Annotated in this window: 21 protein-coding genes; 8 read left to right on the forward strand and 13 right to left on the reverse strand. The window is 49.2% G+C overall.

What is annotated here, in order from left to right:
* Positions 1–229 precede the first annotated feature (229 nt).
* Positions 230–1,585: a serine hydrolase gene (locus tag MHB84_RS11295; RefSeq protein ID WP_076290716.1), complete on the forward strand. Its 1,356-nt coding sequence runs from the start codon at positions 230–232 to the stop codon at positions 1,583–1,585.
* Positions 1,586–1,704: 119 nt separating this feature from the next.
* On the opposite strand, the gene nagZ is transcribed toward MHB84_RS11295, so the two are convergent.
* From nagZ to MHB84_RS11330, 7 genes are all read right to left on the reverse strand, one after another.
* On the reverse strand, positions 1,705–3,390 hold the full coding sequence (gene nagZ, locus MHB84_RS11300) for a beta-N-acetylhexosaminidase (protein WP_076290717.1): 1,686 nt from the start codon (positions 3,388–3,390) through the stop codon (positions 1,705–1,707).
* Positions 3,391–3,459: 69 nt separating this feature from the next.
* A complete protein-coding gene (locus MHB84_RS11305) occupies positions 3,460–4,626 on the reverse strand; it encodes an exo-beta-N-acetylmuramidase NamZ family protein (protein ID WP_076290718.1) in 1,167 nt (388 codons plus the stop codon).
* Positions 4,626–5,336, reverse strand: coding sequence for a hypothetical protein (locus tag MHB84_RS11310; protein WP_076290719.1), 711 nt, complete (start codon positions 5,334–5,336; stop codon positions 4,626–4,628). Before MHB84_RS11310 ends, MHB84_RS11305 begins: the two co-directional genes overlap by 1 nt.
* Before the next feature lie 170 nt (positions 5,337–5,506).
* The gene (locus tag MHB84_RS11315; RefSeq protein WP_076290720.1) at positions 5,507–6,616 is read right to left on the reverse strand and encodes an ABC transporter ATP-binding protein; all 1,110 of its coding nucleotides are present in this window, start codon (positions 6,614–6,616) and stop codon (positions 5,507–5,509) included.
* A gap of 201 nt (positions 6,617–6,817) precedes the next feature.
* A complete protein-coding gene (locus tag MHB84_RS11320; protein WP_076290721.1) occupies positions 6,818–7,651 on the reverse strand; it encodes a carbohydrate ABC transporter permease in 834 nt (277 codons plus the stop codon).
* A gap of 23 nt (positions 7,652–7,674) precedes the next feature.
* Positions 7,675–8,598 carry a carbohydrate ABC transporter permease gene (locus MHB84_RS11325; protein WP_076290722.1) on the reverse strand — a complete coding sequence of 308 codons (924 nt, stop codon included), beginning with the start codon at positions 8,596–8,598 and terminating at the stop codon, positions 7,675–7,677.
* 55 nt (positions 8,599–8,653) lie between these two features.
* Positions 8,654–10,006, reverse strand: coding sequence for an ABC transporter substrate-binding protein (locus MHB84_RS11330; protein WP_076290723.1), 1,353 nt, complete (start codon positions 10,004–10,006; stop codon positions 8,654–8,656).
* Between the two features lie 361 nt (positions 10,007–10,367).
* Between MHB84_RS11330 and MHB84_RS11335 the strand changes: the two genes are divergently transcribed.
* Both MHB84_RS11335 and murQ read left to right on the forward strand, forming a co-directional pair.
* Entirely contained in the window at positions 10,368–11,330 is a 963-nt protein-coding gene (locus tag MHB84_RS11335) for an N-acetylglucosamine kinase (RefSeq protein WP_076290724.1), read from the forward strand.
* A gap of 22 nt (positions 11,331–11,352) precedes the next feature.
* Positions 11,353–12,258 (forward strand): N-acetylmuramic acid 6-phosphate etherase, encoded by a 906-nt coding sequence (murQ, locus tag MHB84_RS11340; RefSeq protein ID WP_076290725.1) that lies wholly within the window; start codon positions 11,353–11,355, stop codon positions 12,256–12,258.
* 149 nt (positions 12,259–12,407) lie between these two features.
* On the opposite strand, the gene MHB84_RS11345 is transcribed toward murQ, so the two are convergent.
* Complete coding sequence (locus tag MHB84_RS11345) at positions 12,408–13,247, reverse strand: MurR/RpiR family transcriptional regulator (RefSeq protein ID WP_076290762.1); 840 nt, start codon at positions 13,245–13,247, stop codon at positions 12,408–12,410.
* 123 nt (positions 13,248–13,370) lie between these two features.
* Complete coding sequence (locus MHB84_RS11350; protein ID WP_076290726.1) at positions 13,371–14,600, reverse strand: anhydro-N-acetylmuramic acid kinase; 1,230 nt, start codon at positions 14,598–14,600, stop codon at positions 13,371–13,373.
* A gap of 298 nt (positions 14,601–14,898) precedes the next feature.
* Between MHB84_RS11350 and MHB84_RS11355 the strand changes: the two genes are divergently transcribed.
* From MHB84_RS11355 to MHB84_RS11365, 3 genes are read left to right on the forward strand one after another with little or no spacing between them, the layout of a single operon-like run.
* A complete protein-coding gene (locus MHB84_RS11355) occupies positions 14,899–15,732 on the forward strand; it encodes a hypothetical protein (protein ID WP_076290727.1) in 834 nt (277 codons plus the stop codon).
* 12 nt (positions 15,733–15,744) lie between these two features.
* The gene (locus MHB84_RS11360) at positions 15,745–17,166 is read left to right on the forward strand and encodes an N-acetylmuramoyl-L-alanine amidase family protein (RefSeq protein ID WP_076290728.1); all 1,422 of its coding nucleotides are present in this window, start codon (positions 15,745–15,747) and stop codon (positions 17,164–17,166) included.
* Between the two features lie 41 nt (positions 17,167–17,207).
* Positions 17,208–17,762 (forward strand): GerMN domain-containing protein, encoded by a 555-nt coding sequence (locus MHB84_RS11365; RefSeq protein ID WP_083679029.1) that lies wholly within the window; start codon positions 17,208–17,210, stop codon positions 17,760–17,762.
* Positions 17,763–17,932: 170 nt separating this feature from the next.
* Here MHB84_RS11365 and MHB84_RS11370 read toward each other — a convergent pair whose 3' ends face one another.
* The 4 genes from MHB84_RS11370 to MHB84_RS11385 form a co-directional block, all read right to left on the reverse strand.
* Positions 17,933–19,495: an MBL fold metallo-hydrolase gene (locus MHB84_RS11370; RefSeq protein ID WP_256716876.1), complete on the reverse strand. Its 1,563-nt coding sequence runs from the start codon at positions 19,493–19,495 to the stop codon at positions 17,933–17,935.
* Positions 19,492–21,177 (reverse strand): ABC transporter permease, encoded by a 1,686-nt coding sequence (locus MHB84_RS11375; protein WP_076290729.1) that lies wholly within the window; start codon positions 21,175–21,177, stop codon positions 19,492–19,494. The genes MHB84_RS11370 and MHB84_RS11375 overlap by 4 nt, the downstream gene beginning before the upstream one ends.
* A 90-nt stretch (positions 21,178–21,267) precedes the next feature.
* The gene (locus MHB84_RS11380; protein WP_076290730.1) at positions 21,268–22,344 is read right to left on the reverse strand and encodes an ABC transporter substrate-binding protein; all 1,077 of its coding nucleotides are present in this window, start codon (positions 22,342–22,344) and stop codon (positions 21,268–21,270) included.
* Positions 22,345–22,421: 77 nt separating this feature from the next.
* A complete protein-coding gene (locus MHB84_RS11385; RefSeq protein ID WP_076290764.1) occupies positions 22,422–23,438 on the reverse strand; it encodes an ABC transporter ATP-binding protein in 1,017 nt (338 codons plus the stop codon).
* A gap of 170 nt (positions 23,439–23,608) precedes the next feature.
* Here MHB84_RS11385 and MHB84_RS11390 point away from each other — a divergent pair, with 170 nt between their 5' ends.
* Entirely contained in the window at positions 23,609–24,517 is a 909-nt protein-coding gene (locus MHB84_RS11390; RefSeq protein ID WP_076290731.1) for a LysR family transcriptional regulator, read from the forward strand.
* Between the two features lie 144 nt (positions 24,518–24,661).
* A complete protein-coding gene (locus tag MHB84_RS11395) occupies positions 24,662–25,522 on the forward strand; it encodes a CYTH domain-containing protein (protein ID WP_099858704.1) in 861 nt (286 codons plus the stop codon).
* The last annotated feature ends 130 nt before the right edge of the window (positions 25,523–25,652 follow it).

The following is a 25,652-nucleotide window of genomic DNA, read 5'->3' on the forward strand; positions in this document are numbered from 1 at the left end:
AATCGAAATTACATTATTTTTGTTAGGATAATAGAAAATGTTGCTCATTCCCCGTTTTGACCCCCTCTTCGAGATCGTTTACAATATCTCATAAGCTGGTTATCCATGAAACGACTGGAAGGAGAGGATTCGAATCTTACGCAAGTCACATGTGCAACAACCTGTTACCAGATTATATTCATCTATGTTCCGTATTCTGTTAGCCCTCATTCTTTGTGCAGGCCCCATTATGGGACAAACTAGTTTCACGGCATCTGCAGCACAAGAGGCGCAAACAGTTCACATTGAAGTAAATGGTCAAGAACAATCGTGGAAAAATGCTCCCCTTGTATACAAAGGTACAACGTATGTTCCATTGCGAGATGTGGTTACCTCTGTAAATGGCACCTTGAAATGGGAAGCTCGTACCAAAACGGCTACGATTACCGTTGGTCGAGACAAGCTGGTTCATCAGTCTGGCAGTGACTTCATCCAGGTTAATCAGGTTCGTCTGTCCTCCGGTGTGCAATCCCGCACTATTAATGGCACCCTGATGTTACCTGTCCGTGCGCTTGCCAATGCACTCAAGGCGGATATTAAAGTACAACGTACAGCCTCAGGGCAGATGAGCGTTAATATCGAGACGGACAAAGTAAGCCTATTAAATAGTCAAGTCGCCAGTGTAGACAGCTATTTGCGCGAAATTAATTTTCCCGGCATGGCTCTGATTGCCCGCAATGGAGAAGTCCTGCTTCGCCAAGGCTACGGACTAGCGGATGAACAGACGCTGAATCGTCCGGATCAGAAGACCAGAATTGCCTCTCTGAGCAAATCCTTCACCGCAGCCTCCATTCTCAGCTTGGTGGAAAAAGGAAAGCTCGATGTGCAAGATCCAATATCCAAGTACATCTCCGGTATACCGAAGGGAGATCAGATCACGCTCCATATGCTGTTATCTCAGACTTCAGGTCTTCCATCCGCCTTTGGCCGGGGTGAAGGCACTTCATTGGAAGAAACGGTAGAGGAAATACGGCACAAAACATTGAAATTTGAACCGGGTAGTGCCTATTTGTACAGTAACAGTGGTTATGTTCTGCTGGCCTATGTTATTGAACAGGTGTCTGGCATGAGTTATGCCGATTATGTACAACAGACCATTCTGAAGCCGCTCGGCATGAAGAACTCCGGAGAAGCTTCCCGCAAGGTCCATACAAATAGCGGATTCGTTGCGGAGAATAAACAGTGGGTGACTGCCCCTTATTATGTTTCACAATCAGGTTCAGGGACGATCTACTCCACTGTGGACGATTTGCTGAAGTGGGATCGGGCACTGTACACTGACAAAATTTTGAGCCAGGATACGATTGAACAGATGTATGAGCCGTATTCGGATAAAAATTATGGCTACGCTTGGATTCTCAAGGAAAACGATCAGAATCGTACCGTCTTCCATAACGGTAGCGGCGGTGGTTTTGCCACAGCGTTCTCACGCAATTTAACAGACGATGTTACCATTATTCTGCTTGGTAATCATGCGGGTATGGATATGACTTCGCTCATGGATGAAGTCGAGGCTAAGACAGCTCAGGCACTGAATTTGCAATAATTTTGTAATTATTCATTAGATATAGTAGAAGGGACGGTCCATTATAGGATCGTCCCTTCTGCTATATCGGTCTTCATCATCCGGATCATACTTTCGCTCGTTCGTCATTTAACACCTGTCTACTTTATGGATACAGGAAGTTTTCCGGCAAAAGGAATATGCCCCATCAGCGCCCGGGCTGCGCTATCCATGGCAAGCGGCCTGCTCTCATACGCTGCCACATACACCTGTACCTCCGGGATCGCAAGCAGATCATAGGGACTGCGGAGCGCCACAACAGCGAGCGGCTTGCCCAATTGCTGCAGCCAGCCGATCAACCTGCACTGCGGATCACCAGAGGCACTGCCTGCATTATACGTCCCCACCACAATCTGGCGAACGTCGTCCTCTTCGGCAGCTTGAAGCAGACGGGCAGAACGAATGGCAACCTCCTCTGGCGTGACTGTTACTTCGACCGCATCCAGACCACAGTGCGACAATGCCGAACCTAGAGTGACCGCCTGAGTCAGCTGTTCATCGGCAATCGTTGTCACAGATGTAGCAACCGTTATGACCAATGTGCGTTCCGGCTTCAAAGGCAGCATGTTCAGTTGATCACGCACCAGCGTGATGCTGTTCTCACTGATTCGGCGGGCCACCGCTTGGTGTAACGGTTGGTTACGCTCTTGGCGCTTTAATGAAGCTGGATCAGTTGATACCTCAGCGGAGAATGATGTCGACACCACACCGTGCACTTCATCTTCACCTGTGCTTATTTCCTTCTCCAGCAGGCCTCGTTTTGCCTTGTACTTCAGCAACCGGGTTACAGATTCGTCAATGCGAGCCTCGCTGATTCGCCCGCTCTGCACGGCTGCCAGCAGCGCTTCAAACGCCCCTGCCTGAAGATGAGCTGTGTGGCTGATCAACACCAGATCTGCGCCAGCCTCTACCGCCATCACAGTTGCATCGACCGTGCCATAGTTGGCAGCAATCGCGTCCATCTCCATACAATCCGTTACAATCATGCCTTCATACCCTAGCTCCTGACGAAGCAATCCACTTAACACGGTTCGCGATAGTGTCACAGGCAGACGCTCCGCTTCCAGAGCCGGAAAATAAATATGTGCCGACATCATTGCATCAACACCCGCCGCTATGGCAGCTCGGAACGGAATCAGCTCCATAAGCTCTACCCGTTCCCGATCATGGGTGATGACCGGGAGATCCAGATGCGAATCGGTATCCGTATCCCCGTGTCCTGGGAAATGTTTGGCTGTCGCTGAAATGCCAGCATCTTGGACTCCCGCAATGCTCCTGGCCCCATACGCTGCCACGGACTGCGGTGATTCCCCAAATGAACGCACACCGATTACCGGATTGGCGGCGTTATTATTTACATCCAGGACCGGAGCAAAGTTCATGTTAATTCCCATCGATCTCAGCTCCATCCCACTGATATAGGCTGCCTGGTATGCATCCTCGATGGAACCTGCTGCCGCAATCGCCATTTGTCCCGGCATCAGGGCGATCCCTTCGGTAATCCGGGCCACCATGCCGCCCTCCTGATCAATGGATATCCAAAGCGGTACATTATCGCTATCGACAGCAATCCGTTGCAGCCCCGACGATAGCCGCTCTACCTGCTCCGGCGACTCAACGTTGCGCGCAAAATAGATTACGCCGCCAATGGGATACTTTCGCAGAAAAACGTCCACTTCCCCGGCAGCCTCGGTGCCATGAAAGCCGCAAAGCAGCATTTGTCCAATTTTCTCACGCAAGGTCATCTGTTTCAGCTTCAACGCGTATATCTCTTTTGGCTCACTCATTCCATGCCTCCTCCCCATGACAAACATCATCCGTACATTACGCGACATTCTATTGATGAATTTCACTCTTTATGGGTATAGCAAAAACGGCTTCCGCCGTTCCTTCCATTCCTCTGCCTCTGCCTTCCAATCTTCCATCAAGCGTACTAATTCTTCACGGTCATGAATGACATCCCTGACTTTCCTGCCTCCGGTCAACAGATCAATAAAATAACGGGAACCCGGCTGTGGCGGCTCCAACCAGCGAAATTGCTCCGGATAGAGCGATGCCAGTTCATGCAAAAGCACCAGACCTGTATCTACCGCCCGGAATGCCCTGCTGTCTGTCACGAAAATCCTCACACCTCCACACAGCTCACCTGCATGTTTGGAGAAGGTTGGCGAGATGTACACTGGATGCACATGTACACCCTCCAGTTTGTGTTCCCGAAAGCGTTCCGCTAGTCGTTCACCCTCAATCCAGGGTGCTCCAATCCACTCAAATGGGCGGGTCGTGCCCCTGCCCTCCGATACATTGGTGCCTTCGAACAGGCAAGTACCCGCATACACCCGCACACTGTCCAGCGTGGGCATATTGGGAGAGGGCAGCATCCAAGGAAGCCCACAATTCGTAAACTCCATGGAGCGCCGCCATCCTTCCATTGCGATCACATCCAGTTCGCAGGGCACCTCCATCTCACTGTTGACCAACAGAGCCAGTTCACCGACCGTCAGTCCGGTGCGGACAGGAACACGCCAAGCGCCAACGAGTGATTCATACCCCGCGCTTAGCAGGCCGCCTTCTACCTCAACCCCGCCCAGCGGATTGGGTCGGTCCAGCACCAGCAGACGTTTGCCTGCTTCGGCACAGGCCTCCATCATGTGAAACAAGGTTGATGCATACGTGTAATAACGGACGCCCACATCCTGGATATCAAACAGCACCGTATCCACCTTAGCCAGCATCGCAGGTGTAGGTTTCTTGTGTTCCCCATAAAGGCTGAGCACAGGGATGCCCAGACGTGGATGCACTGTATTCCCGAATCGGACACCAGCTTGAAGTTCACCATCCAGCCCGTGCTCGCACGCATAAAGCGCTGTAAGCTTGGCACCTGCCAAGCTGGCACAAACATCCACCGTAGAGACAAAGTCGGCCGTAATACCCGTAGGGTTTGTCATCAAGCCAATACGCGCATCCGTTAACCATGGGTGGGAGAATCCTCCCGACAGAAGATCAACTCCAGTTTTTACACCCATCACACATTCCCCTGGCTGATCCACCCCGTATGTTGGTGGTCATTGCCGCCAGATGTGACAGGTTCCTCTTCCGGTCCCAGCACATTAAGGGCGACCTTATGCTGATAGATAGCAAACATGCCCGCGAACAGCGCTCCGAAGCCAACAACCGTCAGCATTAGCAGAGCCGTCAGACACAGCGCCTGAAAACAGGCTCCCATCGTGTATCCCGGATGACGGAAGAATAGCTTCACACTTTCCCCCATCGCCTGAATGATGCCCATATTCTTTTGCAGAACAAGCTGCCACGTATAGAACTGCGACATCAGCGCCATGAGGACGAAGAACGTTTGGAACATACTCACTGCTGTACCTGTAATCCCGCCCCGTCCGCCGTAATACCACCAGGTAGACCACAGAATGAAGCCGAGCACCGCGAAAAGCACACCGACTGCTCCTCCCGGGATGAATCCCTTCATCGTTCCGTTCCAGATATCCTTAAGCCCATTGCGGCGTTCCTTGCGTTCCAGCCTGTGATGTACGGCATAACTGACACCGAACAGGATTGGCATATAAATCACGGCCAAAAGCAGAACCGCGATTGGCAGCGGAGCAAACATCAGAATGGGTACCAGCACGATGGAGCTGACAACACTGTATAGGGCCACCGGAATAATATCCCGATAGATTTCCGCCCCCGATTTGACCAATACTTCACTCAGCTTACGCATTTTTATTCTCCCTTCTATATAAGTTGGACTAAACATTTACACGATAACAGAGAAGGTAGAACCAATCTGGAGAAGCGATGCGTTCGCCTTTATCCCCGGATTTCCCCTTTGTATAATGGTTCTGACTGCGCAGTGGTACAGTGTAAAATCTCTGATTCAGCTGATATAGCTTACTCCCGTCCAATCGCCAGTTCCGTCTCCGGGTCAAAAAAGTGCGCCTTACGCAGGTCCAGCACAAAATTTTTGTCCATGCCTACATAAGCATGTGTTTCCGGGTGAACCTTGGCCGTAACGGTACGGGCACCCGAATGGAAATACACCAGATTTTCGGAACCCAGATGCTCTACTACCTGAACCCGCGCCTGCAGCATATGATCTGTCGGAATATTCGGAGCGACATCTTCACCAAAAATATGCTCTGGACGCAGCCCCATAATTACCGGCTTGCCTTGATGGCTCTGAAGACGAGCGAGTACATCCTCTGGCAAGGTAAATGATGCACCGTCCACGACAACCTGCGTGCCTTCAATCCGGGCATCAATGAAGTTCATCGCCGGGGAACCTATAAATCCGGCAACAAACATATTACGTGGACTCGCATACAATTCTTTCGGTGAAGCCACCTGCTGGATATCTCCATGATTCATGACCACGATTCGCTCCCCAAGTGTCATGGCCTCCACCTGGTCATGCGTGACGTATACAATTGTGGCACCGAGCCGCTTATGCAGCTCCCCCAATTCCACCCGCATCTGTACCCGCAGCTTCGCATCCAGATTGGAGAGCGGCTCATCGAACAGAAACACCTGCGGATCGCGGACGATCGCACGCCCTACCGCCACACGTTGGCGCTGACCACCGGACAGCTCGCGCGGTTTGCGCTCCAGCATCGCCTCCAGCCCCAGAATGGCGGCAGCATTCTGTACCTGTTCATCGATATAGGATTTTGGCTTCTTAAGATTTTTCAGGCCAAAGGACAGATTTTCACGTATCGTCATATGCGGATAAAGCGCATAATCCTGAAATACCATCGCGATATCGCGATCCTTCGGATGCAGATCATTCACGACCCGTTCCCCGATGACAATATCGCCGCTCGTCTGTTTTTCCAGTCCTGCAATCATCCGCAATGACGTTGTCTTGCCACAGCCCGAAGGACCCACAAAAACCACGAATTCCTTATCTTCTATAACAAAGTCCGAGCCGGCCACAGCCGTGAACGTTCCTTTATGATCGTCTTTGAATTCTTTGCGCACTTGGCGAAACTCCACGCGTGCCATAGGTAGATCCCCCTTTACGTTGTCGCTTGTCCTGAACTATATAAGCTCCACTAACGAATATTTACACGGGCACTCCGATGACAGAACAACCTTCCGATGTAGCTTTCTTTTAGAAAGCTTTTAGGCGAACGCTTTCGCTTCTTCAGGTTATTTCTGTCCTCTCCGTTATGGTGTAAATGTTTAGTTGAACATATATAGGAATTAACCTTTTACTGCACCGATCGTAATGCCTTGTAGGAAATAACGTTGAAGCGAGAAAAACAGAATGATCATCGGCAGCGCGCCAATCGTTGCTCCAGCCATCATTGCGCCGAAGTCCGTTGATTCGGCAAATACGAACGAAGCCAGCCCCACCTGAACGGTGCGCATCTCGTTGGAGTTAGTGATCAGGAATGGCCAGAAAAATTCATTCCACGAAGCTACAAACGTGAAAATCGCCAGCACCGCGATCCCTGGCTTCGCCATCGGCAGGATTACTTTCCAGAAGATGCCGAACTCACTGCATGCATCAATACGTGCCGCATGAATCAGCGATGTGGGCAGCGTTGACATGAACTGTTTCATTAAGAAAATGTTGCCCACACTGACCGCAGCAGGCAGAATAATCGCCGTATACGTATCCCCTAGGTCAAACACGTTGACCATCAGAATGTACAAGGGAATCAGCGTCACCTGTGCCGGAATCATCATCGTGCCCAGCAAGGTCCAGAATACCGCCTGACTTCCCGGAAATTTCAGTTTGGCGAACGCATATCCCGCCAGGGAAGCGAAGAACACATTTGTTACGGTCAGAATGACCGCGATAAGCAGCGAGTTAAATAGCCAGCGCCACGCATCGGTTTTGGCAAAAAAGCGCTCATATGGTGATAACGACAGCTGCTCCGGGATCATCTGCGGTTTGAAGGAAGCCGACATCGCACTATCCTGCACCGAACCGACCAGCATCCAGTACATCGGAATGACCGTCACCAGTGCCCAGACCACCAGCAAAATGGATGCAACGACAAGCAGTGTCTTTTTCTGAGTTGATTTCATGGATTTCATTCACCCCCGGATGCTTAATACTCAATATCGCTGGAGAAATATTTGAACTGTATGACGGAGATGACAATGATGATAATCGCCAGTACGAACGACTGCGCAGAAGCCAATCCGAACTCATAGAACTTGAATGCCGTCTCATAGATCAGATAAGCGATTGTTGTTGTCGCAAAGTTCGGTCCACCCTGTGTCATCAGATACACCGAGATGAACACCTGGAAAGACGTGATCACACCTGTCACGAGCAGATATAGCGTCGTTGGTTTGAGCAGCGGCCATGTAATCTTGCTGAACTGGGTCCAGCCGCTGGCATGATCAATATCCGCCGCTTCGTACAGCGATTTCGGAATACCGCCCATGGCTGCTAAGTACAGAATAATGCCCGCTCCGTGCGATCCAAGCCAGTTCATCAGAATGAGTGAAAAGAGTGCCGTTCCCGACTGGCCTAGCCAGATCACCGGATCAAGGCCGAACAGGCTGAGGAAGCGGTTCAGTAGTCCCGAATCTGTCGGGTCAAAGATCGCCAGCCATACGATGGAGATGGTTACCCCAGATGCTACCGCAGGCAGGTACAATGTTGCTTTGAAGAACGTCTGCCATTTGCTTTTCATCTGGAAGATGAAGTAGGACAGTACAAATGTAATGAGAATATTGACCGGTACCGTACCCACAGTAAAGATGAGTGTATTTTTAATCGACTTCCAGAACGTCTCATCCTTCACCAAACGCTCGTAGTTATCCAATCCAACCCACGTGGAATTCATAATGTTGTATTTCTGAAAGCTCATCACGAGAGCCGTCAGAACGGGATACAGTGTGAAAATGAGAAACAGCAGGACAGGCGCCAAAATAAACAAATACGCCCACCCGTAGTCTCGCCAAAACCGGGCAGCCCGGGAAGTCCGGGGCACAGACGGTTTTGGCGCAAGGGCGGTCTGCATGGCGAATCCTCCTCTCCTAATCAGTGTGGTTTTGCGTTATGTTGTATGGTCCGAGTTATTGTCCAAACATCTGCTGGCCTTTGTTCTTGAAGTCTTCTGCGATCTGCTCCGGTGTCTTCTCACCCGAGAACAGCGCCTGAATGTTAGGCTTCACAACTTGTTCCTTGAATTGTTTTTGCTGTGATGCTTTGTCGATATCCAGTTCCAGTACAACCGGCATAGCGATATTCTCTGCCATGACTTTCGCAGCAGCCAAATTATCCGGTTGACCAAGTTCTTTTCCTTTAAACAGATCTACCTGGGATTGTCTTACGAATGGGAGCGCCAGTTCATTGGCCGAGTTCCCTGCTTTGGCACCACTAAGCGCCTCCATGACCAGGAACGTATTTTTGGCATGCTGCTCACCTTTGTCCTTCTTCTGTTTGAAGGCTACATACCCTTCGCCGCCCATCGTTGTTTCCGCAGATTGATCGTCATTATGCGGTACAGGCAGCAGGACAAAATCAATTTTCTCCCCTTGTACCTTGCCGTCGTCAATATCCTTGTTGCGGTTCTGAATCATCACATCATAATAAGGAATCGCTTTGGAGATGATCGCCGTTTCCCCCGCGTAGAACATATCCGTCCGTTTTGCTGGAGCAAGAGCAGCCGTTTCCTTCGGCATATAACCTTGATCCATCAGATTTTTGATAAAAGAGAGCGTATCCAGAATGCGCCCATCATTCCATTGGAACGTGCCAGCTTTGTCCAGAACATCAATCATGCCGTTGTTTCGGGACAACATTTCAATGAAATCAAGCGAGGTTCCGTCGGTAACCAGTGCATATTGTTTAGCCCCACCATCCAGCGTTTTGGTCAGCTTGGCAGCGACAGCGTTGAATTCGGACCAGGTCCAGCCATTTTGCTGAATGGATTTCCAGTCAATGCCCGCTTCCTCCAGAATGCGTTTGTTGCCACCCCATGCCCATTGGAATTGATACAACGGCAGTCCGTACTGTTTCCCTTGGATCTGACCTAATTCAAGCGTACCTGGCAGATAGTCATCCTTGATCTCAGGTGTCAGGTAGCTGTCCAACTCAAGTGCCAATCCCGTGTTCACATATGTGCCGTCTACACTATGAAAGTAAAGATCCGGCGGGTTGCCCGCATTCAGAGCGACATCGAATTTTTTGGGCCCTTCCGCCCAGGAGAGCATTTCCGTCTTCACGGTAATGTTCGGGTGTTCTTTATTGAAATCAACGATCAGATCCTTCAGTTCATCTTCATATGTCCCATGTACTGGATAAGTCCATACGGTCACCGTATCTTCCGCATTGGGATCATCTGAAGCAGCGCCCCCGCTATTCCCGCAGGCAGTAACCCAGACCATCATCAACAACATTGCCCATACCAGACCCTTCTTTTTCATCCCTTCATCTCCTTCGCGTGTCGTCTCCCGATAATTGCATTGCCTAACCATGCTACCCCTTTTGAAATGATCCATCCTTAAACGACTTAACAGATTATTGAGCGTGGCAGTAAGGAAAATGCACCTCCCTTATGGATTAGACCTGAACGTACGCAGGATTAATCTCTTAAATGCAATATTAACGTCAACTTAGTTAACATTAACAGTATTAATTCCTTCCAAAATTGTAGATTGAGTTCATTATATGAGCTATGAAATAAAAATTCAACATTATTTTTTATTATAAAATTTAATTTTACTTTTTCATTTTGTGCCTCTATACTATGTAAAAAGAAAACTCAAGCAATCGAGGTGAGCCACTTTGCGAGTATATGTAGGCGTAGATGGAGGCGGTACCAATACTGATGCAGCAATCATTTCTGAATCTGGAGAAATTCTCGCCCGGCTCAGAGGCGGTCCCACGAATCCTCACAGCGTACCCCTGGAACAGGCCCTTTCCGAACTGAAACGAGTGCTGGAACAGCTATTCAATCTAAAAAGTGAATTATCGACAAATTGTGAAGGTATATGCCTCGGCATGTCAGGTGTAGATACAGTTCAAGAGCGGCAACTTATAGCCGACGCAGTAAATAACTATATGAAGAGCCGCAATCGACGGGGATCAGAGGATTGTCCAGTCTGGATTGTATCCGAAGGAGAGATTGCTCTGATGGCCACTCTTGGACATACTCACGGTGTATTGTGCATCTCTGGAACAGGGTCCATCGTGTACGGATTTACGCTGGAAGGAGAGCGATACCGTGCAGGAGGCTGGGGTCATCTGCTCGGAGATGAGGGGAGCGGCTATCGTATTGGGCAGCGTGCACTCCAAGTGGTGATGCAGAGCTATGACGGTGTTCTTCCGCCCACCCGTTTAACCCCGCTTCTTCTAAAGCAACTGAAACTTCGGGATATCTCGGAGCTAAAGACACGGGTGTACCAGACAGACTGGGGTAAAACCGAGACAGCATCCATCGCCCGCCTTGCTATAGAAGCAGCTGAATCCGGGGATGAGGCCGCGCGGGCACTGATCATCGATGAATCCGCACAACTGGCGGATACCGCCAAGGCGCTGATTGCCCGTCATCCCGAATTTGCATCCACTCAGGTTGTCCTGTCCGGATCGTTGTTTCGATACGCTGCGCTTTTCCGAAATACATTTATCCAGAAGTTGTCGGGATATTATGGAGAGTTGGACTTTGTATATCGTGAAGATGCCCCTGCTCCAGTGATTGGTGCAGCACAACTGGCAAGAAGACGCTGTTCCCTGAATGAATCATTTTAAAAGAGAGAAGGAGGCCATACGGATGAATCACATGCTGAACTCACTACTAACGGAACAACCCAATCCACTAACGGATCATATAGATGAATTGCCTTCGGCAGAAATTATGGAGCTAATTAATAAGGAAGATCAACGGATTGCAGAGCTCATTCAGCCCCTGATTCCGGTCATTGCCCAAGCGGCGGACCTGATCTTGGAGGCCTTTCAGTCTGGCGGCAGGCTATTTTATGTAGGCGCAGGTACCAGTGGACGATTGGGAATACTTGACGCTTCGGAATGCCCTCCTACTTACGGGACCCCTCCTTCCATGGTGCAGGGTATTATTGCAGGAGGATTCCGGGCAGTGAAGGACCCGGTTGAAGGTGCTGAGGATAGCGAGGAATTGGGAGCCGCAGACCTTGATGAACATGGAATAGACGAAAACGATGTCGTGGTTGGCATTGCAGCCAGTGGCCGGACGCCGTATGTACTGGGTGCGATGAGACACGCCAAGGAGATTGGAGCTACTGTGATCAGCCTGAGTAACAACGCAGGTACGCCGATGACCCTTTTGGCTGATGTGAGCATCGAGGCTGTTGTCGGACCAGAGGTTGTTATGGGTTCAACACGTATGAAGGCCGGCAGCGCCCAGAAAATGATTCTGAACATGCTCACCACTACCGCCATGATTCGTCTGGGCAAGGTTTACCGTAATTTCATGGTCGATCTGAACCCTTCGAACGAAAAGCTTGTCCATCGGGCCAAACGCATGATCCATCTGGCAACCGGAGCGAACGAAGCGGATATTGAACAGGCTTTTGCCGGTGCAGACGGTCATGTAAAAACAGCAATCGTCATGCTAATGGCAGGCGTGGACGCCGTGGAAGCTCAGCGAAGACTTGATCTGGCTGACGGATTTGTCCGCAGCGCCATTGTAGGTCCTTCCTGAGCCGTACAAGGGTATTTCTAGAGGTTGAAAGAGAAGAGCCCGACATTAGTCTGGGCTCTTTTAATATTTTTTTTTATTATAAAAGCCGCTATAATCCGTCAAAAAAATCCCCTCCTGTATAAACAGAAAGGGATTCATATGGCTCTACTTCACTTATGGTCCAGAATAGCCTGCCGGCTCTTCTCCAAATATTCCACCGATTGGTTGTAGTCGCGGCTGGCAATCGCCAGATACAAAATGTCGATCACGTTCAGCTGTGCGATGCGTGACGAAGTTGCTCCGCTCCGGATATCGCTTTCGGTGGAAGTAATCATCAGGGGTACATCCGCCAGACTACTGAGTGTATTGCTCCCCCACTTGGTAATGCTAATCGTTGCAGCGCCGCCTTCACGAGCATGCTTCAGACAGGAAATCACGTTCGAAGTCTCCCCTGAATACGAGATACATACAACCGCATCATCTTCGCGAAGCGTCGTTGCGGACGAAATCTGCATATGCGGATCGGCGAACGAAAAGCTTGTGCGATTGATTCGCATGAACTTGTAGTGTGCATCCAGCGCAATCAGGTTGGAGGCCCCCACCCCGTAGAAAAAGATTCGGTTCGCCCGATGAAGCACATCCACTGCCTGCTCCACCAGACGTGGGTCCAAAATATGAACGGTATCCTTCACCGATTGAATATTATTTGCGGACACATGCTGAATAATGCTCTCCATGGAGTCCTGGGGACGAATCTCCGTATATTGGTATTGCTCACCTGTCTGCAAATCTCCGGCAATCTTCAGCTTCAGCTCCTGAAAACCCGTTACACCCAGTGACTTGCAGAGACGGATAATGGCAGCCGGGCTGCCCCCGCTCCGTTCAGACAGCTGTGCCACCGAGGATTGAACCGTCTCTTGGGGATGATCGAGAATGTAAGCTCCGATCTTCCGTTCCGACGGTGTCAAGTCATCCATTAATGCGCGTAAACGTACAAGTCCACCTTTCATGCCTTCCATCCGCTCCTCCTTTCCGTACTGCCTTCATGTACAAGCATTTTATCCTATAATTCCAATAGAGTCTAATTGATTAAACGTCCTTGCATCACCAACTCATTCAAAAGCCTTGCTGCACTACAATGTCAGGTGGCCCGATATGACGGCGTGTTTTGCGCCGGTCACTGCCGGGAGCGTGTTCGCTCTACCCATAAGTGCCTCATGACCAAGGAGGGCAAATCCAATCGCTTCGCGGGCATCATCCGGTATACCATAGTCTGCTGTTCGCTCCAAACGAATACCTTCCGGGAGTCTCTGACGGATCATCTCCATTAACGTGGCATTGGAAGTGCCGCCACCGCAGGCGAGCATAGCCGATATGTGCACCTTGGGCAGGATAAAATCCTTCACTGCTCTCACGATCGTCTCCGCGGTCAGACAAGTGGCGGTAGCCAGCGTATCTTCCAGGGATAAGGAACGCGCAGCAGCCATCTCCATCAAGCGTGCTGCATATGCCGCACCGTACACTTCACGACCGGTACTCTTGGGAGGCAGCCTTTTGAAATAGGTATCGTCCAAACATATATCCACCAGATCCTGATCGAACTTTCCTTGTGCGGCAATGCTTCCATTTGGATCATAGTGCTGCCGCCCACCTGTTGCCTGGCGTACGATCGCGTCCATCACCATATTGCCAGGTCCCGTATCAAAAGCCGAAATACCTTCATTAGACGACACTGATGGCAGCACCGTAACGTTGCCAATACCGCCGATATTTTGCACCAGACGTCCTTCCTCCGGACTGCGGAACATCAATGCATCGGCATAAGGGGTAAGTGGAGCGCCTTCCCCGCCTGCCGCCATATCCCGTGCCCGCAAATTACCGACCACTGGCAGGCCCGTTCGTTCACGTACAACGGCGCTTTCGCCAATCTGTAACGTGGACACCACTGGAAGACTCTCGCCTGCTGGCCCTGGAAAAGCTGAAGCTACAGGTGCGTGCCATACGGTCTGTCCGTGCATGCTGATCGCATCCACCTGCCCAGAGGGGATTCCTGAGGATCGAATAAGCTCTCTGACACTGTGAGCATACCACTCCGATACGCCAAAATGCGCAGCCGTCAGCTCATCCACACGTGCCGTCTCCGGTGAACATAGTCGAATTAGCACTTCTCTCAATTCATTGGAGTATGGTACGCAGACGAAGTCAACCAGATCGATCTTTTGCAATGCCCCGCTGTCATCTGTCAGAATACGCACCAATGCCGCATCCGTCCCGTCGAGGGAAGTGCCTGACATCAGTCCAATGACGTAATGCTCCCGTTTCACGCGATATTGTTCCCACATCGGATAGCTGCCTGTATCCATCCATTCACAACCTCCCGCCAGACCCGATGAACACGTCATCCTGCCATAATTTCACCCAGTATATGATATAAAATTTTACAAGTCAAATATTTTATGAAATTTAATTACACTATTCCAGCCTTAGCTAGTCTTTGCTCAAACTGGAATGCTCCCAAGAAGTTTTCAATTGAATAAAAATAGATAAATAACGATCAAAAAAGAAACATTTTTACAATTTTACCGTTTATATAACGAAGGTATATTTTGGAATCGATATGTTGAGGGTTATAAACTGTCATCAGCGGAGGGAGATACCAAGATGAATAACGCTGCTATTTGGTTTTCGACTGTGCTATTACTGGGGGGATTGACGGCTACATCTTCATCCATTGTTGGTGCCAAACCAGCTGCACCAGAACGAATCTCACAACTTTCCGTTAATACGACTTCTGTAACTCCTTCCATCTATTCAAGCATCAAACCGTTTAAAAAGAGCAACAGTACCAACAAAATCATCTGGAAAGGAGGAAATATTACTTTAACCGCTACTACATTGAAGTTGGAAGGTAAGCCCACATTTGAACAAAACGTCATTCAATCCATTGTCGTCTCCAAGGGGAGCCAGAAACATACAATTGAAACGAGTAATTTGGAGGACAGTTGGCTCGATATCACAAGTGTTGTTGCATCCAACTCCAATACATGGCTTGCTGTACACGCAAAACGTAGCTCAGGAAACACTCTGATGCTGCTTAACCTTCAAACAGGTGACATGACGGAATTAAATGAACGATTGAAAAAAGCAGGCAAGAAAAACATAGAAACGATTGCCGACTATAACTGGGCACCCAACGAAGATCAGATAGCATTCTCTTACGGAGATCCCTCCAAGAGCTCGCTAGCCATCTACAATGTTCAGAAAGAGAGCTTTATATACCTGCCAAGGACAACCAATTATATTAGTACCAATCTGATTCTGTGGCAAAAAAACGGAAAAGTACTGGATTACATCAGCGAGTACCCATCTGATCAAATGATACTTTATAGGTATAGCATAGAGAGTAACAAGGTGAAGCCTGTTAAGAAAATTAGCCGTAATGAGTTTGCCGAATGGTTCAAGCTGGATAAGTATCCATACAGTAACGATAAATAGTAGAGGTGCATAATGAAGAAAACGATTTTACTCCTGTTTTTGAGTCTGTTCTTTCTGGTTGTACTCCCTCATCAGGGAAATGCCGCTGCAAGCACGTCGAAAATCTTCTTGGACGGCGAGGAATTAATCCTCCCAAGTGACGTTCAGGTGACCATCGTGAATAAGAATGTTATGATTCCGATTCGTGTTGTTGCGGAGAATTTGAAATTCAAAGTGGATTGGAATCAAAATACACGTAATGTTAAGATCCAGCAAAATGACAAAACGATTTCTTTAACCGTTGATCAAAAGCAAGCCATGGTTGCTGACAAGCAAGTTACCTTGAACACAGCCCCACTCATTTTAAATAACACCACGGTGGTTCCCATTCGATTTGTCAGTGAACAAATGGGACTCAACGTGAAATGGAACAACAAGGAGAAGATTGTATACTTAATCAACACCGACACCAGTAAAGTGCCCAATGTTGAGCCGGGCAACGGTTCAGGAAACGGTAACCCAGCAGCACTAACACGTGTTACCGATATCCAATTTGCCAACAATCAGCTGGTCGTGTCTATGGATGGTGAATCCAAACCCGTGATGACGACTTTGAAGAATCCCGATCGTTTGGTCGTGGATCTGCCCGGAGCAGTGTTTGGTGATCTACCGCAACCGTTGAATCAAAACATGAATGGCAAATTGGATGTGGACGCATACCCCAATGTAACGGAAGTTAGATATTCTCTTTTTAAACAAGACCCTGGTCAAGTTCGAATTGTCGTTGAATTGAATCAGGTGAAGGATGTACAGTACAGCCAGAACTTGATTGCCGATAAACTAATTATTGATCTGAATGTTACAGGAGATAATGTCGCCACAGTTCCTGTAACTCCTGTAGGCGATTCAGGACGCAAGGTCGTTGTCATCGACCCAGGCCATGGGGGTAAAGATCCAGGCACAACCAGCATTACCAACAAACCCGAGAAAGAATACAATCTGGCATTGGCTCTCAAAGTACAAGCACTGCTTCTCAATGAACCGGATATCGAATTGGTGATGACTCGTGACGGTGATACTTATCCCACTCGCCCGGAGCGTGTTCGACTCGCCAATCAATTAAACGCAGATGTTTTTGTATCTATCCATGGCAATAATGTAGAGTCCTCGCCCCAGGCGACAGGTACAGAGACGTTCTACTATCAACGCAGCAGCAGCAAGGAATTAGCCAATATTATTCATCAACGTTTAGTTAAAGCCATGGGACTCAAAGACCGTGGTGTGAAAAATGGCAACTTGGAAGTGATCAGAGATACGACCATGGCTGCAGTACTTTTGGAAGTGGGATTCCTGAGTAATGTTATAGATGAAGAACTAATGTCGTCCGATGTTGTTCAGATGAAAGCCGCTCAAGCGATAGCAGATGGGATTAAGGAATATCTGGGTATAAATTAAATGATAAAACATAATGTAAATATGCTGGAGGATGTGATCCATTGAAAACGAAATTGGGATGTGCACTCGTCTTATCCTTCTTAATGATAGTTGGCATTGGTTGTGCTCAGAAACCAGTCAGTGAATCCGGATCGGCCGAACCTGCTGTTCAGGGGGGACAGTCACCAAACCCCTCCGAAACAAAGGTGGATCTGGGCACAATGAACACACAAGCGGTTGAGGTGTATTTCGCAGACGCCCAGGTACTGGAACTTGAGAAAAAAGAGCAGGAAATTGAATACAAGGACGATTCCGAGAAATACAAAAAAACATTTGAAGCTTTACAAAACAATACCGATTCGGAGCTCGTATCCCTCTGGGAAAAAGTCGAATTACTCTCCCTACAGTACGGCGAGGGCAAAGTCACTTTGGATGTTCATATCCCGGATGAGGCCAAATTGGGAACCAGTGGCGAGCTGCTTGCATTGGATGCACTGACCCAGACGATGTTTCAATATGATGAAGTAGAAAGTATCGATATTCTGGTGGACGGTGAAGCCCTGGATAGCTTGATGGGCCATTCAGAGCTGGAGCATCCTATTCAGCGCGAGCCCTAATCTAATTTTAAAAGCCATTGGATGATTTCCGGATGATTCTCTCCTTGAATCATCTCCCGTGCATGATGAGAAGCATATCTTCTCATCATGCTTTTTTTATATAAAAATCCACATTCAAAAAGACGTCCACAGGGACGCCCTACATAGATCTAATCCTTATCAAATTCAACTTACAGATACAGCTCATCTCCAGGAGATAGCGAATGCAAAATCCCTTTCCCCGAGACTGATTTTTCGCTGAGTAAGCCTTCTCTCAGTTTATCCGTCTCTGCCCGGTCCGCATGCACAAGCACCGTATGCCTTGCAGGAACCTGATGCAGCATTTTCTCGACATCCTTCCATCCCTGATGCACCTTATAACGAATTTTCCGTACCTCGCACGCTCCGTGTGTTGCAGGATTCTGCAACAGCCTGTAAGCATAGGTGCCAGCAGAGACATGCCCAGTGAGCAGTACCAGATTATGTTCATCGTCCGCAAACTGGCTATAGTACCAGCGAGCAAGCGAGGACTGCATCATCCCGTCCGGAATGAACCACAAAGAGGCAGCATGTTGATGCAGTAGCCGCTCTCGCTCTTCCTTTGTCACAGGCATCTCCCATCCATGACCCCTCAGGAAACGCCCAATCGCTTCCTTTACAGAGCCCGGAATGTGGTCTTCCTCTTCCTTTAGCCAATATGGCGCACGTAATAGCTGCTTCAGACCGTCCACCAGCCCTTGTTCCACTACAATCGGAACGTCCGGGAACTGCTGCTGTGCCCACAGCATGATTTCCTGACCACGACCTACTGAGGGCATAGGCAATAGCACCTTTCCACCCCGGGCAATCGTCTCATGAATGGCCTGCTCCAGCTGTTCCAGCTTGTTGGCCTGCGTATCGCAATCTGTTCCATAGGCAGCATCCATAATCGCCAAATCCAGAAGACCGGATGAAGATGCATGGATCACTTCTACTCCCTTGGATACGGCATAGGCATCCCTTTGCTGTACCGTTCTACCTGCTGATACGTGAGACCGTACCCCCCCTTCGGATGCAGCAAAAGGAAGAGTCTGCGACGCGGATGGCTCTCCTGTCAAGACATGCCCACCATTCACGGCGGTTCGTATATCCGTTTTCCAACGTTGACTAACTGGAGTATCGAATCCACGCCTGTTACGTGGTAACTTTGCCTGCCAGAGCGTATCCGCTGGACAATCCTCCTGCAAAAGCATGGATTCGGAAGTGTAATCACCGGAATAAAATATGCGCTTATCCTCCATTTCCAGCCCGAACCATACCGATCCTGCAAGGTGCCCACTACGCCCCCACACCACCGAGACGCCAGGAACCATTTCAAACCAGATTCCACCCTCGGCTTCATCCTCCAAAAATCGGTAGCGAATCAGTTGTTCATCGCCTTCTTCGTATGGGAGGGTGTGTCCTGCCCGCTCCATATTTCTTCGCCAAGCTCTGAAGTAGGTGTCCAGTTGCTCTCTGGTTTCCCGCGTCGTCCATACTTCACCCTGATACCCCATCTTATAAAGCAATGGAATAGCGACAGAATGATCCTCATGGGCGTGAGACAACAAAACCACATCTAACTCCTTAACGATTTCCGATTCAATCAACGGATATTCGCCGGCTCCTTCTTTTTTCACGCCACAATCCAGCAAAAGTTGAACCCGGCTCCCTCTCAGGAGATAAGCAGAGCGCCCGTGTTCCCCGGCGCCGCCCCATACCTTCAGTTTGATCATGATGCATTCCACTTTCTCTTCGAATTCAGAACTTCAATGCCGAGCAGCATCAGTACCGTCATGCCGACAGTAACCACGGCCATCGCCATTCCCAATGAAACCTGACCTTGTTCAAATTGAGCAAAAATATACGTTGCCGATGTCTGCATCGATGGAGGCAAAATTAACAACGACCCTACCAGCTCCCGCGTGGCGATGGTGAATGTCATCATCCACCCGGCCAACATGCCGGGGATAATCAGAGGCAGAAGAATGCGCCGCAGAATATATAGCGGTCTTCCGCCAAAGACCTGACCCGCCTGGAACAACGTTCCATCGATCTGGGTGAAGCTTGATTTGACATACTGTACCGTGTACGGCAAGAAGAGTATCACATACGTCAGAACAACCATTCCGTACGAGTTGTACAGAGTGAACGGCATCCATGGTGAATTCCAGAAAAGGATGAGACCCACCACCATGACAATGCCAGGTACCGTATTCGGTAGCAGACTGAACAGGTCAATGACACGCTGCATAAAGGAAGACGATTTACCAATCGCCAGTGCAAAACCTGTACCGATAATAACCGCAACCGTCGAAGCTGCTAATGAGAGCCCAAGACTGTTCCCGATTGCTTTCATACTGACCGATCCCCAGGACAGCAATTCCCGGTAGTGATCCAGCGTCAGATTGTCGAAGGACAGTCCCGCGCCGCGCAACTTCATGGTCGATGCAGCAATAATGGAGAAATACGGAATGCCCACCGACAGAATCAGCAGCAACGCGAGATACAACCCGCACAACCAACCCGCTCCGCCACGTAGGGAGTATCGTTTGGATCGCTGCCCCTTGCCCCCTACCAGACGGTACGTGAACTTCCGACTCATGGCAGACTGCATGTACCACATCACCAGACAGACCGACAGCAGCACCGATGCGAGCGAGGTTGCCTTACCAAAATCAATCGGCCAACTAGAGATATACTTGTGGATTTCAGAGGTCATGACATAATAACCGATACGCCGCCCGAAGGTAGCCGGTGTTCCGAATTCCGCAATCGTTTTGACAAAGACGAGCATGATCCCCATGCCATAGGAAGACAACAGCAGTGGCAAAATAATGCGTCTGAATCGGTATCCCGCACGTCCCCCGTGCACCGCCCCCGCTTCTTCCAGATTGCCTCCAATGCGAATGATTGCATCCCGAAGCAACAGATACAGGAAAGGGAACAGATGCAGGCTCATAATGAGCACCATGCCCCAGAAGCTGAAGAACAACTCACTCCAGTTTGCAGCGGAAGGCACCCATTGCTGCAGGTATCCCCCTTTTTGCATAAATAGAATCCAGCCCATGGAGCCGATATACGGCGGGGTCATGAACGGAATCATCAGGATCACGTCCACCCAGCGATGCTGACCCATGCGGGTCTTCGCCATCATCCATGCCAGTGGCAATGCCAGCAGCGTTGTTACAGCTACCACGCAGATACCCAGCCAGACGGAATTCAGCAGAACCCCGGATAAATGCTGTCCAGTAATGGTTCGAATCGGAGCCATCCAATCCCATTGCCCATTCGGATACACACTTTGCCAGAAAATCAGCAAGAGCGGTACACCAATGCTTATCGTTAGCAGAAAGAGGGCCAGAATCACGCCCACTCTCCGAAAAATACGGTTGTTGTCTACTACAACAGGTTTCACTACAATTTCACCTCACATGACTTCCACAAGACACTCGTCTCTTCACTCTAGTTGCTCTAGTTACTTAATCGTTAGGTCATAACACTATGCTTATTTAAAAGTCTCGGAGAACCGTGCTGCTGTCTCATCTCCGTGTTCACTCATCCAGTTCCAATCCACTTTAAGCTGCGGAATATCTTTCAGATTTGCCCGGTTAGTCGCCTCGATGTCTTCACGACCCGGAATCAGGTAAGCATCTGCAACAAGCTTTTGTGCCTCATCAGACAACAGGTAGTCGATAAACGCCTTGGCATTCTCAACATTCTGACTCGATTTCAGAATCGCTGCCGGTCTTGGACTGATTACAGTCCCTTCCTCTGGATATACGATGTCCAGCGGTTCACCTTTGGCTTTAGAGGAATACGCCATGTAGTCTACACCAGCTGCTACGATGCTCTTCGCTCCCGTAATGACCGGGTCAAGTGCTTCCTGATTCGCTCCTGCCATTGCTACACCATTCGCCTTGTAGCTGTCCAGCAAGTCCCAGCCTTTATCTCCATTCACACTCAGGTATCCCGTAATGAAGTCCAGCGCGGAACCGGACAGTGTAGGATCAGGAATATTCACAACGTCCTTCCAGGCAGGTGTTGCCAGCTCAGCCCAACTGGTTGGTGGCGTGGACACCAGCTTCGTATTGTAGACAATTCCGAGTGCCGAAGCACTGGAGCTGAAATAGTTTCCGTCGGCATCCGACCAGTCCTTGTTCAGCTTGTCTGCATTCTCCGCATCAGGATATGGGAGTGTCAGACCATCTGCTTTCAGTGCTTGTGCCGAAGGCAGAGAGGCTAGAATAACCACGTCCGCTACGGGATTGGATTTTTCAGCTTCCATGCGAGCCAGAATTTTGCCTGTCGTACCCTGGAACATCTCCACTGCAATGCCCGTCTTGGCTGTAAATCCGCTGATGATATTATCCGCCAGCTTCTGAGGTCCTGCACTGTACAAAACCAGCTTACCGCCGGCTGGTTTTGTTGTTTCCGCCGATGCAGTAGCCGTACTGCCTTCCCCAGCAGCTTGACCCGCATTCCCGGTAGTTGAATTACCTGTGCTGCATCCGAACAAACTGATGCTCATTACCGCTGATAATAACAGCATTGCGCTTCTTTTCCGTGTTTTCATACCCAACATTTTCATTCCATCTCCCTTGGTTTCTGATTATATTTGTATTCACGTTTCTGTAAACTCACGCTGTATGCTCATCATGATCAGTTGGCTGCTGCAATGAACTCTCTCGGCTTCACAATCGGAGTGTCTTGTCCGTTCATTCGGCAGATCCGCTCCGGGGCTACATAGAGCTGAACCTTCTCCCCTACGCGTACTCTTCGATCCAGATAGGCTGTCCATACACCCAGCCCCTCCATCTGCACCCGAATTTCATAACGCTCTCCTACATAACTGACGCTGAGCACTACCGCCTGATAACACAGATCGTCATGACCTGTTTTGCTCCAGGAGACATGTTCCGGTCTCACCATGGACTGATTAGGCGTAAGCCAATTGGACTTTCCGATAAACGAAGCAACAAAAGGATCGCTTGGTGATGCGTAGATCGTTTCCGGGGTTCCCTTTTGCAATATACGCCCCTTCTCCATCACCACAATCTCATCGGACATCGACATCGCCTCAACCTGATCATGGGTGACGTACAACGCTGTCAGTCCCATGTCCCGTACCAATGACATCATCTCAATTCGCATCTCTTCCCGGAGCACAGCATCCAGTGCACTTAGCGGCTCATCGAACAGAATAATCCCCGGTCTTACTGCTACCGCTCTGGCAAAAGCAACCCGTTGCTGCTGTCCTCCCGACAGCTGATGAGGATAACGATCCTCCATGCCTTGCAGGCGAACCATGCCAAGTGCTTCGGTCACCTTCTGGCGCAGATCAGATTTCTGCTTTCCGGCTTTCAGGCCGAACGCCACATTTTCGTATACTGTCATATGCGGCCATAATGCAAAATCCTGAAACACCATGCCCAGATTACGCTTATGTGTCGGTACATCTATTCGCTTCGTCGCCGAGTAAAAACTCTTGCCATCCGCGACGATTTCTCCCGCATCCGGTTGCTCTAGCCCTGCCAGCATGCGCAGCAACGTCGTTTTGCCGCAGCCGGATGGGCCGAGCAGCGTCGTAAACTGTCCATGCTGGAGTGTTAAATCCGTGGGCAGCAGCGCGGGAGTGCGATTGAATGATTTTTGAATTCCCCTAATTTCCATTTTCATAAGCATCCCTGCCTGTCTTCTTGTACTGTTCTCAGTCTAACGTCCGCTTTCGCGAGTTGTATGTTAGAAATGTAAAATTGGAATTAACTTTTTAGATGAATTCTGTTGATCTTCATAGATTAAATCTATATAAGGAGATTCAAAGTTACCGGAGAGGAGTGTTGGATTCGTTGAACCTGATTAAACTGCAAATTGTTGAACTCATTGATAAGCATCATCATATGACCAGCGTGGCCGAGCTTCTCGGCATCAAGCAGCCTACCGTTACCTTTCATATGAAGTCTTTGGAGGAAGAGATGGGGGTGCGATTATTCGAATCGCGTAGTGGAAAGACTTTTCTCACCGAGGCTGGACAAGCCCTTTTACACTATTCCGTCAAAATCAATGCCCTGACCCAGGAAGCACGCCGGGTAGTACAGGAATATGACAGCCTCTATCGGGGCACCCTGCACATTGGAGCGAGCTATGTACCTGCAACGTATCTGCTGCCGCCTATTTTGAATACATTTTCTCAGGAATTCCCCGGTATTCGAATTATGTTATCGGTTAAACCTTCACCCGTTATCCGCGAAATGCTGATCCGTCACCAGATTGATCTAGGTGTTATCTCTTCAGAGCCGTTTGTAGGTCCGGTACTGCAAGCAGAAACGCTGTGTGAAGACGATCTGGTATTAATCTGCTCACCACAGCATGCCTTGGCTCAGAGGGATGTGCTGAAACCTGAGCATATGGCACAGGTTCCTTTTGCACTGCATGGGGATGAATCCAGCACTCGACGTTTAACGAACCAATGGCTGGATCAGCATGATATTCGTTTGCGAAGTACCGTTGAGATGGACTCTCTGGAAGCGATCAAGCAGTTGGTTCTACTCGGCGGTCATATCTCGTTCATGTCACGAATGGCTGTACAGTGGGAAGAGCAGCATGGACTGATCAAGGTCCTCCCCATTCCAGGGGAGCAGGCTCCGCGGCATATTTATACCGTCCACAACAAAGATCGTCATCCTTCCGTCCAGGTCAACCGCTTCAAGGAAGTACTGCGGGACATGAGCCACAGCCTCTCTCTTTTTAATTCATGATCCTGCTATCCCATATAAACTATCGCTTGGCATTCATCAAATCTATGCAGGGTTAACGCAACGAGTCCTTCTATTTAATCGCTTTCATATACTCGGACGATAAAGTGGGTCTGTACGTTAATCCAGCCTAGGGAGTGATTGGTTTTGAAAAAATGGAAAAAGGTAACCGCCTCATTCATGCTGAGCATCGTGACATTGGGAAGTGGACTGACGTTTCTGGAAGCACCGCAGGCTTCTGCAGCAGCCAACGCCGTTCCTGCTTATGAAGTGAAGTTCCTGGCTAAGCCGGAGCTGGTATTGAACACAGATGGGACACCACGCAGTGAAGTCATTCAGACGCTTGGCTTGAACTCCACAGCAAGAAACATTAGCGCAGAGTACTTCGACACCAATGCACTCAATCTGAATCAAGCAGGATGGGATGTCCGTTTTCGAAAGAAAGATGACAAGAATAATTATGAACTGACTTATAAAAAGCGCTATCCTGTCATCAATGGTGATGTTAATGCGGCGTTGACTCTGGCTAATCAAGAGGGATTTGATGCGTCAGATGATAACTACGAGGCTGAAATTGACTGGGGATATGGCAAACAAACATTGAGCTTCTCCAACACTAAAAAGGTGGATACCAAAGCTACAGGCGTACAACTTCCATCACAGCAGGAAGCCTTGAGCATGTTGTTGGACAAGCTGCCTGGCAAATTAAAAAACTGGTCCGCCTCCAACTGGGGTAAACAACAACTCACGGCATCCCGTGCCTACGGCCCAGTAACATTCCAACGTTATGAAGGCACATGGAATGGACAGGAACTCACCCTTGAAGTATGGCCGATTCGTAACGCAGCAGGCACAGGTCTAGAGAATATCGTAGAGATTTCGTTCAAAACAGCAGATTCTACAGCTGTTTCGGGACTGCGTACCCAACTGATGCAAGTGTTGGAAAACAAAAACTGGCTCATTCCAGCCGATGGCCTGAAAACTCAGCTTATCTTGGAAAGATACTAAGTGGTTGTTGCTATCCATACCGTATATGTCTAAGTATGGTATCTAGCGGTTTATGAGACAACGAGGAAAATGGACATGTCTTTGTTCTTAATGAAACGAAAACCCAAAACAAAAGGAGATCAGCAGGAAC

Origin of the sequence: Paenibacillus sp. FSL F4-0087, from assembly GCF_038020215.1 — a bacterium.
Lineage (GTDB): Bacteria > Bacillota > Bacilli > Paenibacillales > Paenibacillaceae > Paenibacillus > Paenibacillus taichungensis.